Source organism: Lelliottia sp. CFBP8978 (assembly GCF_034046055.2).
Lineage (GTDB): Bacteria > Pseudomonadota > Gammaproteobacteria > Enterobacterales > Enterobacteriaceae > Enterobacter.
This window is the reverse complement of record NZ_CM188253.1, coordinates 3,136,431-3,151,996: the sequence shown is the minus strand read 5'-3', so window position 1 is coordinate 3,151,996 and position 15,566 is coordinate 3,136,431. Positions and strand designations below refer to the sequence as shown.

At 55.4% G+C, this 15,566-nt stretch carries 9 protein-coding genes; 5 read left to right on the top strand and 4 right to left on the bottom strand.

Features of this window, described 5'->3' with window-relative positions:
* Window positions 1-8 precede the first annotated feature (8 nt).
* The 4 genes from SOM82_RS14805 to SOM82_RS14790 all read right to left on the bottom strand — a co-directional run bounded on the left by SOM82_RS14805 (window position 9) and on the right by SOM82_RS14790 (window position 4,639).
* Complete coding sequence (locus SOM82_RS14805; RefSeq protein ID WP_154128446.1) at window positions 9-779, bottom strand: MurR/RpiR family transcriptional regulator; 771 nt, start codon at window positions 777-779, stop codon at window positions 9-11.
* Window positions 779-1,624 carry a 3-mercaptopyruvate sulfurtransferase gene (gene sseA / locus SOM82_RS14800; protein ID WP_320459649.1) on the bottom strand — a complete coding sequence of 282 codons (846 nt, stop codon included), beginning with the start codon at window positions 1,622-1,624 and terminating at the stop codon, window positions 779-781. Before sseA ends, SOM82_RS14805 begins: the two co-directional genes overlap by 1 nt.
* A 91-nt stretch (window positions 1,625-1,715) precedes the next feature.
* On the bottom strand, window positions 1,716-3,083 hold the full coding sequence (locus SOM82_RS14795; protein WP_154128319.1) for a 6-phospho-alpha-glucosidase: 1,368 nt from the start codon (window positions 3,081-3,083) through the stop codon (window positions 1,716-1,718).
* A gap of 11 nt (window positions 3,084-3,094) precedes the next feature.
* Window positions 3,095-4,639, bottom strand: coding sequence for a PTS transporter subunit EIIC (locus tag SOM82_RS14790; RefSeq protein WP_320459650.1), 1,545 nt, complete (start codon window positions 4,637-4,639; stop codon window positions 3,095-3,097).
* A gap of 281 nt (window positions 4,640-4,920) precedes the next feature.
* Here SOM82_RS14790 and SOM82_RS14785 point away from each other — a divergent pair, with 281 nt between their 5' ends.
* The 5 genes from SOM82_RS14785 to rodZ all read left to right on the top strand — a co-directional run bounded on the left by SOM82_RS14785 (window position 4,921) and on the right by rodZ (window position 15,542).
* Complete coding sequence (locus SOM82_RS14785) at window positions 4,921-9,876, top strand: alpha-2-macroglobulin family protein (RefSeq protein WP_320459651.1); 4,956 nt, start codon at window positions 4,921-4,923, stop codon at window positions 9,874-9,876.
* A gap of 1 nt (window position 9,877) precedes the next feature.
* Window positions 9,878-12,202: a peptidoglycan glycosyltransferase PbpC gene (gene pbpC / locus SOM82_RS14780; RefSeq protein WP_320459652.1), complete on the top strand. Its 2,325-nt coding sequence runs from the start codon at window positions 9,878-9,880 to the stop codon at window positions 12,200-12,202.
* A gap of 155 nt (window positions 12,203-12,357) precedes the next feature.
* Window positions 12,358-12,789: a nucleoside-diphosphate kinase gene (ndk, locus tag SOM82_RS14775; protein ID WP_095282894.1), complete on the top strand. Its 432-nt coding sequence runs from the start codon at window positions 12,358-12,360 to the stop codon at window positions 12,787-12,789.
* Between the two features lie 273 nt (window positions 12,790-13,062).
* On the top strand, window positions 13,063-14,229 hold the full coding sequence (gene rlmN, locus SOM82_RS14770; RefSeq protein WP_320459653.1) for a dual-specificity RNA methyltransferase RlmN: 1,167 nt from the start codon (window positions 13,063-13,065) through the stop codon (window positions 14,227-14,229).
* A 296-nt stretch (window positions 14,230-14,525) separates the two neighbouring features.
* Window positions 14,526-15,542, top strand: a complete 1,017-nt coding sequence (gene rodZ, locus SOM82_RS14765; protein WP_320459654.1) for a cytoskeleton protein RodZ — start codon at window positions 14,526-14,528, stop codon at window positions 15,540-15,542.
* The last annotated feature ends 24 nt before the right edge of the window (window positions 15,543-15,566 follow it).

The following is a 15,566-nucleotide window of genomic DNA, read 5'->3' as shown; positions in this document are numbered from 1 at the left end:
GTGAGCACTCACCCCGTCGCTTCCAGCAGCAACAAATCCATCAGCAGCACCAGGTTCGACTCAAACGATGTGATGCCAGCCGCTTCAGCAGCGTAATGCACCGCCTCGTCATACAGCGCGAAATGTAAATCCGCCATTCCAGCCAGCGAATTAGCGGAGGCGCGGGTAAACGCAACCACCGTCATACCGACATTTTTAGCGATCCGCGCTTTATCCAGGACCTGCTCAGTCTCGCCGCTGCGCGATACGGCGATGAAAACCTGATAGCGCGAAGCGTTGCTCAAAAAGATATTCCGGCTGTCACCCGGCCCGGAAATAAAAGCCGTTTTGCCCAGCACCTGCAATTTTTTGGTCAGATACTCTGCGAACAAATAAGAAAATCCGGCGCCATACAGAAAAAAGCTCTCTTTTTCGCGTAACAGCGTGGAAAACTGGCGGCGTTTCTCCTCGGTGACCCACTGAAAGGTTTGCTGATAGTTGGCGATAAACTGGCTAAACAGCGCCGGTAGCTGCGGGAGATCCTGAGGCTGCGTCGCAATGTGCGGTGTATCGGATAACAGCTGTTTGCAGTGCCAGATAAATTCGCTAAATCCGCTGAATCCCAGTTTCTGACACAGGCGCATGATGGTGGCGGTAGAGACGAATGTTGCCTGCGCCAGCTCGCGCACCGTGATGTTGCCCACCAGCAGCGGATGCTCCGTCAGGTGAGCCAATACGCGATACTCCGCGCGGGTCAAAGACTCCCCGCGCGTTAACAGTGTCGCCAGTCGGTTATCCATCACTGAGCGGGTTCAACCGGCAGATCGTCGCGCGCGCCCCACTCGCTCCATGCGCCGTCATATAAGGTCACATCGGTAGCGCCGAGCGTCGCCAGAGCGAGGATGACCACGCAGGCTGTCACTCCGGAGCCGCAGCTGGCGATGACAGGCCGATGGAGATCCACACCCTGACGATCAAAAATCTCGCTCAGTTCATCGGTGGTTTTCAGTTCGCCCTCAAACACCAGATCGCCCCACGGGACATTGAGCGCCCCCGGGATATGTCCGCGCTTGAGGCCAGGACGAGGTTCATCGGCCTGAGCATTAAAACGCGGAGCAGGGCGCGCATCGACGATTTGTGCGGTCTTTTCGTGGCTAGCCAGTAACACATCCGTCAGGCGTTTGACGACATTCGCGTCATGTGAAGCCTCAAAATCGCCTTCCGGCAGTGAGACATGACCTTGCTGTAGCGGCAACTCGTCGCGCTTCCACCCCGCCAGTCCGCCCGCCAGGATGGAGACCTTTTCCACGCCGAACGTTTTTAGCATCCACCATGCGCGCGGTGCAGAGAAAAGATTGCCTTCATCGTATACCACCAGATGCTTTTCACGGTTAACGCCAAGTTCACGCATGGCGACGGCAAATGCTTCAGAACGCGGCAACATGTGCGGCAGAGGGGAGGTATGATCGGACAGGGCTTCGATATCAAAAAATACCGCGCCAGGAAGATGTCCGGCGCGATATTCAGCGGGAACGTCGCGATGCTCTTGCCCCGGGGGCGCCATACGGGCGTCGAGAATTTGTACTTCCGGGTCGTCACTGTGTTCGAGAAGCCAGTCGGCTGCGACAAAATATGAGGTGGACATGATTGCCTCCGTTTCATTTTTGAATTGAAAGGATTGTCGGTGTTTTTTCTGACACCGACAAGCAAACCACGTTCAACTCGCGAGCAACCCCTTATTTTTTCACCGCTTCGCCGTCCTGCCAGGCTTTTTGCAGGGCAGGCCAGTAGTCGCGGTTAGCCTCAATCATCTCATCAAGAATGGCTTTAGCGTGTTCCATCGTCGGCACGGTGCGGTTCAGGGTGAATGCCTGCAGCGCTTTTTCGTAGCTGCCTTCGATGGTTGCCTCGACCAGCAGTTGCTCGGAGGCGAGTTGCTGTTGCAGCAGTGTCTGATGGAAAAGAGGAACCTGACCTACGCGAACCGGCTCTGGCCCTTCTGAGGTGATGTAAGCCGGGACTTCAACCACCGCATCGTAAGGCAGGTTAGTGATTGCACCCCGGTTTTCGACCATCACCAGATGACGCTGCCGCAGGTTGAAGGCCAGCGAGCGGGCCACATCGACAATAAACTCGCCGTGGACGCCTACGTGGAAAGCATCAGATAACACGCCGGTACGTTTGTACTCTTCCGCGGCCGCGAACAGTTTTTTCTCGCGCCCGTTCATCACTTCGTTGGCGCGGGTGTAGTCCGGGTTCTGATGTTCAACAATCTGATTCGGCATCAGGTAATACTGCAGATACGGATTCGGCAGATATTCCGGGAAGTTATCCATGATGGGCTTGATGTTGCGCCAGGTTTTTACCCACGACGGATCGGAGTGCTGCGGATCGGTCTTAGCAGCGTCTTCCGTCAGCAGGCCGTATTTTGCGATGTGGCGACGCAGCTCCGGCAGCTTATCTTCTCCATCCACCAGTACGCGGGTAAACCAGCCGAAGTGGTTCAGGCCAAAGTAGTCCACTTCCAGCTTGTGGCGGTCAACGCCGAGGATCGCCCCCATATTGCGCATTGCCGCAACCGGCATATCGCAAATATTCAGTACCCGAGCGTTCGGGCGCAGGCGGCGCACACCTTCCGCGACGATAGCGGCCGGATTGGAATAGTTCACGATCCACGCTTTTTTGTGGGCGTAACGCTCTACCAGATCGATTAATTCGACCATCGGCAGGATGGTACGCAGCCCGTAAGCCAGACCGCCAGGGCCGCAGGTTTCCTGCCCGACAACACCGTGGCGCAACGGGATCTTCTCGTCCTGTTCGCGCATTTTGTACTGGCCGACGCGCATCTGGGCGAAAATGAAATGCGCCCCGCTAAACGCCACTTCAGGATCGTGAGTGACGGTAAATTTGATGCTTTGGCTGTGGTCACGAATCACCTTTTCGACCACCGGAGCAATGGTGTCCTGTCTCGCGGCATCAATGTCGTAGAGGCGAATTTCCGCCAGCGGGAATTTCTCCAGCTGCACCATCAGGCTTTTCACAATCCCTGGGGTGTAGGTGCTGCCGCCACCGGCAATGGACAGAATAAATGGGGGTTTAAACATGTTGCTCTCCTTCAGAGAAACGTCTCAACGGCTTCTCGCATTTTTTTGACATGCAGCCCGTAGACCACCTGAACGTTGTTACCTTGTTTGATAATCCCTTTTGCGCCCGTCGCTTTGAGCCTTGGCTCGTCGATGATGGCGACATCTTTCACGGTGACGCGCAAACGGGTGTAGCAGTTATCCACCACTTCAATATTGTCCCGGCCTCCGAGGCCAACCACGATGGACTCTCCCAAACCGTCGTTGTTACCTTTCGCCTGGTACTCCTGTTTGCTGTACAGGCGCGTTTCCTGATCGTCATCCTCACGGCCCGGCGTTTTCATGTTGAAGCGCAGGATCAGGAAGCGGAACACCACGAAATAGAGCGCGAACATGATCAGCCCGACCACGATGTACATCGGCCAGTTGGACTTTTCGGTACCCAGCGGCAGGTTGTAAAGAATGAAATCAATAATGCCGTTCGCACCAATGGCATGAACGCCAAACAGCGAGAAAAGCATCATGCCGATACCTGTCAGCACGGCGTGAACCACAAACAGCAGCGGCGCGACGAACAAGAAGGAAAACTCAATTGGCTCGGTGACACCGACCAGCAGCGAAGTTAACGCAGCGGGGATCAAAATGGCTTTGGCTGCGGCTTTACGCTCGGGTCGCGCAGTCATATACATCGCCAGCGCGGCGGCAGGCAGACCAAACATTTTGCTGATGCCGCGCGCATCCCACACGACGGTACTGCTGAGTTGTTTCACGTCCGGGCAGGCCATCTCGGCGAAATAGATATTGCGTGCGCCTTGATACGTCGTGCCGCAAACCTCTTGTGTCCCACCCAGTTCGGTATACAGGAATGGCGTATAGACCAGATGGTGCAGGCCTGTCGGCACCAGAATGCGTTCGAGGAAACCATAAATGGCCACGCCAAACGGCCCTGACCCCTTAATGACCATCGCCAGAGTGCTGATGCCATGCTGGGCAAACGGCCACAATTCGCTCATGAGCACGCCAAGCAGCATCGACACGGGCAGCATGATAATGGCCACGAAACAATGGCCGGAATAGATCGCCATCGCGCCGTTAAACTGTACGCTTGAGTATTTGTTGTACAGATATCCCGAGAGCGCACCGGTCAGGATCCCGGCAAAAACGCCCATCTCCAGGACTTGTACACCCAGAACCATGCTCTGACCCGCCGCTTTCATCTGGTCAGCCGGAGCGAGTTCGCCCTGAAGCTGGAGCGTCACATTCATGGCGTTGATAAACACCACAAAAGTCACCAGACCAATCAGCGCGGCATACCCCTTATCGCGCGCCGCCAGACCTACCGGAATGCCGACGGCGAAGACCAGTGCCAGATTGACCAGCACCGATACGGCGGATTTGGCAATCAGCTGACCCAGGTTTTGAATCAGCGGATGACCGAGAAAAGGCACATACTCGGCAAGATTGCCGTTACCCAGTACATTACCGAAGGCGATGAATAGCCCGACAATCGGTAAGATAAGTACGGGTCCATACAGTGATTTTCCGAAGTTTTGTAGGGCGTTCACGGCTCGTTTCATGGCTATCTCTCTAAGTGAACCGCGCACTCAATGTGCGTCTCAGGCTTAAAATTAGCAGGTTGCAGGTAAAAGTAGCCAGCTATCTTATTGTTTTAAAAACAAATGACTCTGAAGGTAACATGTAACGTTAGACGCTGTGATCGCGGTAGCAATCGCATTTATAGCGGGTCATCTCTGCGATACGCTTTCCAGATTCAAAATTGGACTTTTGTATTACTCAAACTTGCGGATAATACTTATCCGGATGACGATCAACAGGCCCATTAGGCCAGGGATAAAGGATGACACCGTTTCGTATAGCTGCGCTTTCGCTCGCGCTACTGACCACACTAACCCTCGCTGGTTGTGACAACAGTGACGATAAATCTCAGGCGGCCGCACCTGCTGCTGCCAAGACTACCGCCAAAGAGACAACGCCTGAGAAACCCAATGCTGAAACGCTTGCGAAACTGGCCGCCTCAAGTCAGGGAAAAGCGCTGACGCTCCTGGACGCTTCTGAAGTGCAACTGGACGGCGCATCGACGCTGGTCCTCACCTTTTCGATCCCCCTCAATCCCGATCAGGATTTCGCCCGTACCGTACACGTTGTTGATAAAAAAAGCGGAAAAGTGGACGGTGCCTGGGAGCTTGCACCAAACCTGAAAGAGCTGCGCCTGCGTCATCTGGAGCCGAAACGCGATCTGGTTGTGACCGTGGAGAGCGGGCTGCAGGCCCTGAATAAAGCGACATTTGGCAACGATGTCGAAAAGACACTCACCACCCGCGATATTGAACCGACCGTGGGCTTTGCCAGCCGCGGCTCGCTCCTGCCGGGAAAAATGGTGGATGGGTTGCCTGTTATGGCCCTGAATGTCAGTAACGTGGATGTCAATTTTTACCGCGTGAAGCCGGAATCGCTGGCCGCCTTTGTCAGCCAGTGGGAATACCGTAACTCCCTCACCAACTGGGAATCAGACAATATTCTGAAGATGGCGGAGCTGGTTTATACCGGGCGCTTTGACCTTAATCCAGCGCGCAACACGCGCGAAAAACTGCTCCTGCCGCTGCGGGATATCAAGCCGTTGCAGCAGTCCGGCGTCTACATCGCCGTGATGAATCAGGCGGGGCATTACAACTACAGCAATGCCGCAACGCTGTTTACCCTGAGCGATATTGGTTTGTCTGCCCATCGCTATCACAACCGTCTGGATATCTTCACTCAGAGTCTTGAAAACGGTGCCGCGCAGTCGGGAATCGACGTCGCGCTGCTTAACGATAAAGGGCAAACGCTGGCGCAGGGCACCAGCGATGCCGCTGGTCATACGAAGCTGGAAACGGACAAAGAAGCGGCGCTGATCCTGGCGCGCAAAGATGGTCAGACGACGCTGCTCGATCTCAAACTGCCGGCGCTCGATCTGGCGGAGTTTGATATTGCCGGTGCGCCGGGCTATAGCAAACAATTCTTTATGTTCGGTCCACGCGATCTCTATCGTCCTGGCGAAACCGTGATCCTCAATGGTCTGCTGCGCGATAGCGACGGGAAAACGTTGCCCGCTCAACCCGTGAAGCTGGAAGTGCTGCGCCCGGATGGGCAAGTGGCGCGTACCGTGGTCAGCCAGCCGGAAAATGGCCTCTACCGATTTAACTATTCGCTCGACAGCGGTGCGCAAACAGGTATGTGGCACATTCGGGCCAATACCGGTGATAACCAGCAGAGGTTGTGGGATTTCCACGTTGAAGACTTCATGCCAGAACGTATGGCGCTCAACCTGACAGGCCAGAAAGCGCCAGTCTCTGTGCAAGATAACGTTAATTTTGACGTCGTCGGCTATTACCTGTACGGCGCACCGGCCAACGGCAATAGCCTGCAAGGCCAGCTTTTCCTGCGTCCGCTCCGCGAAGCCGTTAGTGCGCTGCCGGGATTCCAGTTTGGTGATATTGCGGAAGAAAACCTCAGCCGTAGCCTCGATGAAGTGCAGTTGACGCTCGATGATAAGGGGCGTGGACAGGTGTCCGCTGAAAGTCAGTGGAAAGAATCGCACTCGCCGCTGCAGCTTATTCTGCAGGCCAGTTTGCTGGAATCGGGGGGGCGTCCGGTCACTCGTCGCGCAGAGCAAGCCATCTGGCCTGCCGCCTCGTTACCGGGTATACGTCCGCAGTTCGCCAGTAAAGCGGTCTATGACTATCGTACCGACACCACCGTGAATCAGCCGATTGTTGATGAAAACGGTAACGCCAGTTTTGACATTGTCTATGCCGACGCCAGCGGCGCGAAAAAAGCAGTATCCGGTTTGCAGGTGCGCCTGATTCGCGAGCGTCGCGACTACTACTGGAACTGGTCGGAAAGCGAAGGCTGGATGTCTCAGTTCGATCAAAAAGATCTGATCGAAGGCGAACAGGCGTTGACGCTCGCCGCAGACGAGACGGGTAAAGTCACTTTCCCGGTAGAGTGGGGCTCTTATCGTCTGGAAGTTAAAGCGCCTGACAACATCGTCAGCAGCGTTCGTTTTTGGGCCGGATATAGCTGGCAGGATAACAGTGACGGCACCGGCGCAGCGCGCCCGGACCGCGTGATGCTGAAAATGGATAAACCGTCCTATCAGCCTGGCGATACCATTAAGCTGCACATTTCTGCACCGGCAGCAGGCAAGGGCTACGCGATGATCGAATCCAGCGAAGGGCCGCTGTGGTGGAAAGAGATCGACGTGCCGGCAAATGGCCTGGATCTCTCTATTCCGGTCGATAAAGCCTGGAAACGTCACGATCTTTACCTCAGCACGCTGGTGGTTCGTCCTGGCGATAAATCTAAATCAGCCACCCCTAAACGCGCAGTGGGTCTTCTGCATTTGCCGATGGGGGACGAGAATCGCCGTCTGACTATCGCGCTGGATAATCCGCAGAAAATGCGTCCAAATCAGACGTTATCAGTGAAGGTGAAAGCCAGCGTCAAGGAAGGGAATGTTCCGCAAAAAGTGAATGTACTGGTTTCAGCCGTTGATAGCGGCGTACTGAACATTACTGACTACGTGACGCCCGATCCGTGGGAGGCATTCTTTGGTCAGAAACGCTACGGTGCGGATATCTATGACATCTACGGCCAGGTGATTGAAGGGCAGGGGCGAATGGCGGCGCTGCGCTTTGGTGGTGATGGCGATGAACTGAAACGCGGCGGAAAACCACCGGTTAACCATGTCACTATTATTGCCCAGCAGGCGCAGCCAGTGGCGCTGGATGCCAACGGTGAAGGCACCATAACCTTGCCAGTGGGTGATTTTAACGGTGAATTGCGCTTGATGGCGCAAGCCTGGACAGACGAAGATTTTGGCAGCAGCGAAAGCAAAGTCATTGTTGCTGCGCCGGTAATCGCCGAACTGAATACGCCTCGCTTCCTCGCCAGCGGCGATAACACCCGGTTAACGCTGGATCTGACTAACCTCACCGATCGGCCGCAGACGCTAAACATTGCGTTGAGTGCTTCCGGCCAGCTGGAGCTTGAAGGCGCGCCGTCGCAGTCAATGTCTATGCAGCCCGGCGCGCGTACCACGCTGTTTATCCCGGTACGCGCTCAGGATGGCTACGGTGAAGGCGAAATTACCGCGCAGCTGACAGGCCTGACGCTGCCAGGAGAAGACTTTGCGCCGCAGCAGAAGAGCTGGAAGATAGGCATTCGCCCGGCCTTCCCGGCGCAGACGGTGAACACCGGCACGATGCTCAATCAGGGCGAAAGCTGGACGGCACCCGCGCAACACATCACGGGATTCTCACCCGCCACGCTACAAGGGCAGCTGCTGTTGAGCGGTAAACCGCCTTTAAATTTGGCGCGTTACATTCGTGAGCTACAGGCTTACCCCTACGGCTGCCTGGAGCAAACCACCAGCGGTCTGTTCCCGTCACTCTATACCAGTGCTGCGCAGTTGAATGCGTTGGGAATTAAAGGCGAAAGCGATGATAAGCGCCGCGCGGCAATTGATATCGGCATCTCTCGTTTGCTGCAAATGCAGCGTGACGATGGCGGTTTTGCACTCTGGGATAAAAATGGTCCGGAGGAGTACTGGCTTACCGCTTACGTCACAGATTTCCTGGTACGTGCCAGTGAGCAGGGGTATAGCGTCCCTGCTGATACCGTCAACAATGCTAACAACCGTCTGCTCCGCTATCTGCAGGATCCTGGCATGATGTCTGTTCGCTACAGCGAAGACACTCAGGCCAGCAGATTTGCCATCCAGGCTTATGCTGCGCTGGTACTGGCTCGTCAGCAGAAAGCGCCACTCGGCGCATTGCGTGAAATCTGGGATCGTCGTACGCAAACGGGCTCGGGCCTGCCATTAATGCAGCTTGGCGTGGCGCTAAAACTGATGGGGGATGCGCCTCGCAGTCAGCAGGCGCTGGATCTGGCTGTCAACACTCCGCGCAAGGATAGCAACAGCTGGATGGCCGATTACGGCAGCCCGCTTCGCGACAATGCTCTGATGCTCTCTCTGCTGGAAGAGAATAAATTGCTTCCTGATGCGCAGAATACGCTGCTCAATACTTTGTCTGAGCAGGCTTTCAGCCAGCGCTGGCTATCGACGCAGGAAAGCAACGCCCTGTTCCTTGCAGGACGATCCCTACAGACACTTTCTGGTGCCTGGCAGGCAACGACCACGCTTTCGGAGCAGACGCTAACTGGCGATAAGGCGCAGGTGCAAAACGTCAGCGGCGATGGCCTCAGCTCACTTAAAGTGACCAATACCGGCACTTCACCACTGTGGGTGCGTCTTGATAGCACAGGCTACCCGGAATATGCCCCGGCGCCATCTTCAAACGTATTGCAAATTGAGCGTCATATCCTTGCCACAGACGGCAGCAGCAAATCACTCTCCTCATTGAGAAGCGGTGAACTGGTGCTCGTCTGGCTTGAAGTGAAGGCGACTCAGAACGTGCCGGATGCGCTGGTGGTCGATTTACTTCCGGCAGGGCTGGAGCTTGAAAATCAAAACCTCGCCAGCAGTAGCGCCAGCTTGCAGGACAGCGGAAGCGAGGTGCAAAACTTACTTAACCAGATGCAGCAGGCCGATATTCAGCACATGGAGTTCCGCGACGATCGATTTGTTGCCGCGGTGCCGGTGAATGAAGGACAGCCGGTGACGCTGGTTTACCTGGCAAGAGCCGTCACGCCGGGAACGTACCAGGTTCCGGTTCCGATGGTGGAATCGATGTATGTTCCGCAGTGGCGGGCAACGGGTGCGGCAAGCGGCCCGCTGATCGTCGTTCCGTAAGGTGCAGTTATCTCGTCTGATACGCTCCCGCTGGCTATGGCTGGCGGGAGCGCTTCTCCTGCTATGGGGCCTTATTGTCTTAGCTGACCGCCTGTGGCCATTGCCTCTCAAAGAGGTTAACCCTGCACGGGTGGTGGTTGACGAAAAGGGAACGCCGCTATGGCGTTTTGCTGACAGCGAAGGAATATGGCGCTATCCGGTCACGCTTGAAGAGGTTTCGCCTCGCTATCTCGAAGCCTTAATCCAGTATGAAGACCGATGGTTCTGGGATCATCCTGGCGTCAATCCGTTCTCCGTCTTGCGCGCCGCCTGGCAGGATCTTAGCTCGGGAAAAGTGGTCTCGGGGGGAAGTACCTTGACCATGCAGGTGGCCCGGTTGCTTGATCCGCATCCCCGCACTTTCGGCGGGAAAATTCGCCAGCTCTGGCGAGCTATGCAGCTGGAATGGCATCTTTCCAAACGCGATATTCTCACCCTTTATCTCAACCGCGCGCCGTTTGGCGGTACGCTGCAGGGGGTGGGGGCAGCCAGCTGGGCGTATCTCGGGAAAGCCCCGTCCCATTTAAGTTATTCAGAGGCTGCGCTATTGGCGGTACTCCCACAGGCCCCGAGCCGTCTGCGTCCGGATCGATGGCCCGCGAGAGCCGAAGCGGCCCGCAACAAAGTGCTTGAACGTATGGTGACGCAGGGCGTCTGGAGTGCAGAGCAGGTAAAAGAGTCTCGTGAGGAGCCGGTATGGCTGTCGCCACGCCAGATGCCGCAGCTGGCTCCGCTGTTTTCGCGCATGATGCTGAGTAAAAGCCGCGATAACAAGATTGTGACTACATTAGACGCATCGCTTCAGAGGCAGCTGGAAGAACTGGCGCTCAACTGGAAATCACGCCTTGCGCCCCGCAGCTCGCTGGCGATGATCGTGGTGGATCATACCACGATGAAAGTGCGTGGCTGGGTGGGGTCGGTCGATATCAATGACGATACCCGTTTTAGCCATGTCGATATGGTCAGCGCGATTCGATCGCCGGGATCGGTGCTCAAACCCTTTGTCTACGGGATGGCGCTCGACGAGGGCCTTATCCATCCCGCCTCTTTGTTGCAGGATGTGCCTCGTCGTACGGGGGATTATCGTCCCGGTAATTTTGACAGCGGATTCAATGGCCCGGTCAGCATGAGTGAGGCTCTGGTGCGTTCGCTCAATCTGCCTGCGGTCCAGGTACTGGAAGCGTACGGACCAAAACGTTTCGCCGGTATGCTGGCGAATGCCGGGCTGCCGCTGACCCTTCCGGCTGGGGCGCAGCCAAATTTATCGCTGATCCTGGGGGGCGCGGGGGCACGGCTTGCAGATATTACCGCTGCCTACAGCGCGTTTGCTCGCCAGGGAAAAGCGGGGCGGCTGCGCGTGCAGCCCGCCGACCCCCTGACTGAACGCCCGTTATTGTCACCGGGTTCTGCGTGGATCATTCGCCGTATTTTAGGCAATGAAGCGCAACCGCTGCCGGATGGCGCATTGCCTCAGGTAGCGCCGCTGGCGTGGAAAACCGGTACCAGTTATGGCTATCGTGATGCCTGGGCGGTAGGGCTGAACGCGCGTTACCTGATTGGGATCTGGACCGGGCGGCCAGACGGCACCCCTGTCGCCGGGCAGTTTGGATTTGCCAGTGCCGTGCCGCTGCTCAATCAGGTCAATAACATGCTGCAGTCCCGCTCGACGATTGATGAGGCTCGTTTACCGCGCGACCCGCGTCCCGCTTCGGTTGGACGTGGTGTTATTTGCTGGCCTGGCGGACAGTCGTTGCCCGATGGCAGCGATAATTGTCGGCGCAGGCTGGCAACCTGGCTCCTCGACGGCAGCCAGCCGCCAACATTGCTGCTGCCTGAACAGGAGGGGATTCGCGGCATTCGTTTCCCTGTCTGGCTGGATAACGAAGGCAAACGCGTTGCGGCCGATTGTCCCGGCGCGCGGGAAAAAGTGTTGGATGTCTGGCCGTTAGCCCTTGAGCCCTGGCTGCCCGCATCAGAGCGCAGAATGGCGCGTATTCCGTCATCGTCTTCCGCCTGCCCGCCCCTGGCGCAAGATTCGCCCGCGCCGCTGATACTCTCGGGCGTGCGAAATGGCGCAGTGATTAAACGTTTACCCGGTGAGTCGCGGGTGTCGTTGCCGCTACAGGTATCGGGGGAAAATAGCGTGCGCTGGTGGTTCCTGAACGGTGAACCGCTGAAGACTCAGGGACGTTATTACACGTTGCAGCTTGATAAAGCAGGGGATTATCAGTTACTGGTAATGGATGAGACTGGGCAAGTGGCGACGGTGAACTTCACTTTACAGTAACGTGAACCAGACCTTATAGGCGGCCTGTTGCTAAAACTCGTCTTATTTTAAAAAAATGTTACTTAGATCCATAGGCAATGGCGCTATTGCTCTCTATAATCCGCGCCATCTTATACAGACGTATGCAAAACAACAGAACACTTACAGAGGTAATCATGGCTATTGAACGTACTTTTTCCATCATCAAACCAAACGCGGTGGCAAAAAACGTTATTGGCAGCATCTTTGCTCGCTTTGAATCTGCAGGGTTCAAAATCGTAGGCACCAAAATGCTGCATCTGACCGTTGAGCAGGCTCGCGGTTTCTATGCGGAACACGACGGCAAACCTTTCTTTGACGGCCTGGTTGAGTTCATGACCTCTGGTCCAATCGTGGTTTCCGTACTGGAAAGCGAAAATGCGGTACAGCGTCACCGCGATCTGCTGGGCGCAACCAATCCGGCTAACGCTCTGGCGGGTACTCTGCGCGCAGATTACGCGGATAGCTTCACCGAGAACGGCACTCACGGTTCTGACTCTGTCGAATCTGCCGCTCGTGAAATCGCATACTTCTTCGCTGAAGGCGAAGTGTGCGCTCGCACCCGCTAATTCCCGTCGTTTTTCACGCCACAGATGCGTTGGATTCGTTTACTCATCCCGATCACATAGTTATCTATGCTCGCGGGATTCGTAAACCCGGCGCCTTTCTGTGACGTGAAATCCCTGGGAAGACTAATTTTTCGTAAATGCCGCGTGCAAACGTGGCATCCCTGCGTCAGACTTTGTACAATGCAACGCCCCGGAAGAGCAGACCGCTCACCGGGGCGTTTCTTTTCAACCCTCCAGGGGCCATAACGTGTAACAACGAGGCCGGAAAATATTATGTCTGAATTAGTTAACACCTCTGAAGTCGCCATTGCCGCGGTTCCCAATAAAAATGGAAAAATTAACCTGCTGGATCTGAACCGTCAGCAGATGCGCGAATTCTTTAAAGAGATGGGCGAGAAGCCGTTTCGTGCCGATCAGGTTATGAAATGGATGTACCACTATTGCAGCGACAGCTTTGATGACATGACGGACATCAACAAAGTGCTGCGTAATAAACTTAAAGAAGTGGCTGAGATCCGCGCACCGGAAGTGGTGGAAGAGCAGCGCTCTTCTGACGGGACGATCAAATGGGCGATTGCGGTAGGCGATCAGCGCGTTGAAACGGTCTACATCCCGGAAGAAGACCGCGCGACGCTGTGCGTCTCTTCCCAGGTGGGTTGTGCGCTGGAGTGTAAATTCTGCTCCACGGCGCAGCAGGGCTTTAACCGTAACCTGCGTGTATCAGAGATTATCGGCCAGGTCTGGCGTGCGGCGAAAATCGTCGGCGCGGCAAAAGTGACCGGGACGCGTCCTATCACCAACGTGGTGATGATGGGGATGGGCGAGCCGTTGCTGAACCTGACCAACGTGGTTCCGGCAATGGAAATCATGCTGGATGATTTCGGTTTTGGTTTGTCCAAACGCCGTGTGACGCTTTCTACCTCTGGCGTTGTGCCTGCTCTGGATAAGCTGGGCGATATGATTGACGTCGCGCTGGCGATTTCTCTGCATGCGCCAAACGACGAAATTCGTGACGAGATTGTACCGATCAATAAAAAGTACAATATCGAAACCTTCCTGGGTGCAGTGCGTCGCTACCTTGAAAAGTCCAACGCGAATCAGGGCCGCGTCACTATCGAATACGTTATGCTGGATCATGTGAATGATGAAACCGATCATGCGCATCAGCTGGCTGAGCTGCTGAAAGATACGCCGTGCAAAATTAACCTAATCCCATGGAACCCGTTCCCTGGCGCGCCGTATGGCCGCAGTTCCAACAGCCGTATCGACCGTTTCTCCAAGGTATTGATGGAGTATGGTTTCACCACTATTGTGCGTAAAACTCGTGGTGATGATATTGATGCCGCCTGCGGACAGCTGGCCGGCGATGTTATTGACCGTACCAAGCGTACGCTGCGTAAGCGTATGCAGGGCGAGGCGATTGACATCAAAGCTGTTTGATTATTATGCAGTCACGTCGCCTGTTTGGCGGCGTGACGCATCAGCTTACTGAATATTCAGTCAGATTGAGCGTGAATGCTTAATAATTACGGTGCGTTTCCCCCGACTTTAAGGCAGTATGTAACGTCGCAACAACAGTTTAGCCTCATGAGAAGTGCTGCACTGTCAACTAAGGCCGGACCGTCTTATACTGTCTGTCTAAGGTTAATTGACCAGAAGTTTCGCGGTGCGGGTGGCATTGTGACTCACCGGCACCTGAACCCTAATTTACACGTACCAGTAAGTAGTTGTAGCGAATGAATACTGAAGCCACTCACGACCAAAATGAAGCACTCTCCACTGGCGTTCGTCTTCGCAACGCCCGTGAACAACTCGGACTCAGCCAGCAAGCTGTTGCAGAACGCTTGTGCCTGAAGGTTTCCACCGTTCGCGATATTGAAGAAGATAAGGCACCTGCCGATCTTGCTTCAACGTTTCTGCGTGGTTACATCCGCTCTTATGCAAAACTGGTGCATATCCCTGAAGAAGAACTGTTGCCAATGATGGAAAAACAGGCACCGGTACGTGCGGCGAAAGTCGCGCCGATGCAGACTTTTTCACTGGGCAAGCGTCGTAAAAAACGCGATGGCTGGCTGATGAGCTTCACCTGGCTGGTGCTGTTTGTGGTAATCGGTCTGACGGGCGCCTGGTGGTGGCAAAACCACAAAGCGCAGCAGGAAGAGATCACCACCATGGCCGATCAGTCTTCTGCCGAGCTGAATAATGCAGGTAACGACGGTGCGCAAAGCGTGCCGTTGAACACCGACAGCACTGCGTCTTCCAGCGAACCGCAAATGGCGGTGAATGATGCTTCTCAGGCCGTTGAACCCGCGCAGACTCCTGCACCGGCGAGCGCTGCGGAACAGACCATCGCACAAAACTCAAATGCCGTTGTAGCGCCTTCTCAGGCCAATGTCGATGCTGCTCCTGCGACAACACCTTCCGCCGATGCGGCTAATACAGCTCAGCCGTTGCCAACCGATCAGGCAGGCGTCACTACGACAGCTGGCGATCCTAACGCGTTGGTGATGAACTTCTCTGCTGATTGCTGGCTGGAAGTGACCGACGCAACGGGTAAAAAACTGTTCAGCGGTCTGCAGCGTAAAGATGGCTCATTAAATCTTACCGGTCAGGCTCCGTATAAGCTTAAAATTGGCGCTCCGGCTGCGGTGCAGATCCAGTATCAAGGCAAACCTGTCGATTTAAGCCGTTTTATCAGAACTAACCAGGTTGCACGTCTTACCGTTAATGCCGAACAATCAGCAGCACAGTAACAGGCGGGTAACGCGGGAGACTTT

Coding starts and splice junctions, on each gene's coding strand:
- SOM82_RS14805 (WP_154128446.1), bottom strand. CDS start 779: ATGGATAACCGACTGGCGACACTGTTAACGCGCGGGGAGTCTTTGACC.
- sseA (WP_320459649.1), bottom strand. CDS start 1,624: ATGTCCACCTCATATTTTGTCGCAGCCGACTGGCTTCTCGAACACAGT.
- SOM82_RS14795 (WP_154128319.1), bottom strand. CDS start 3,083: ATGTTTAAACCCCCATTTATTCTGTCCATTGCCGGTGGCGGCAGCACC.
- SOM82_RS14790 (WP_320459650.1), bottom strand. CDS start 4,639: ATGAAACGAGCCGTGAACGCCCTACAAAACTTCGGAAAATCACTGTAT.
- SOM82_RS14785 (WP_320459651.1), top strand. CDS start 4,921: ATGACACCGTTTCGTATAGCTGCGCTTTCGCTCGCGCTACTGACCACA.
- ndk (WP_095282894.1), top strand. CDS start 12,358: ATGGCTATTGAACGTACTTTTTCCATCATCAAACCAAACGCGGTGGCA.
- rlmN (WP_320459653.1), top strand. CDS start 13,063: ATGTCTGAATTAGTTAACACCTCTGAAGTCGCCATTGCCGCGGTTCCC.
- rodZ (WP_320459654.1), top strand. CDS start 14,526: ATGAATACTGAAGCCACTCACGACCAAAATGAAGCACTCTCCACTGGC.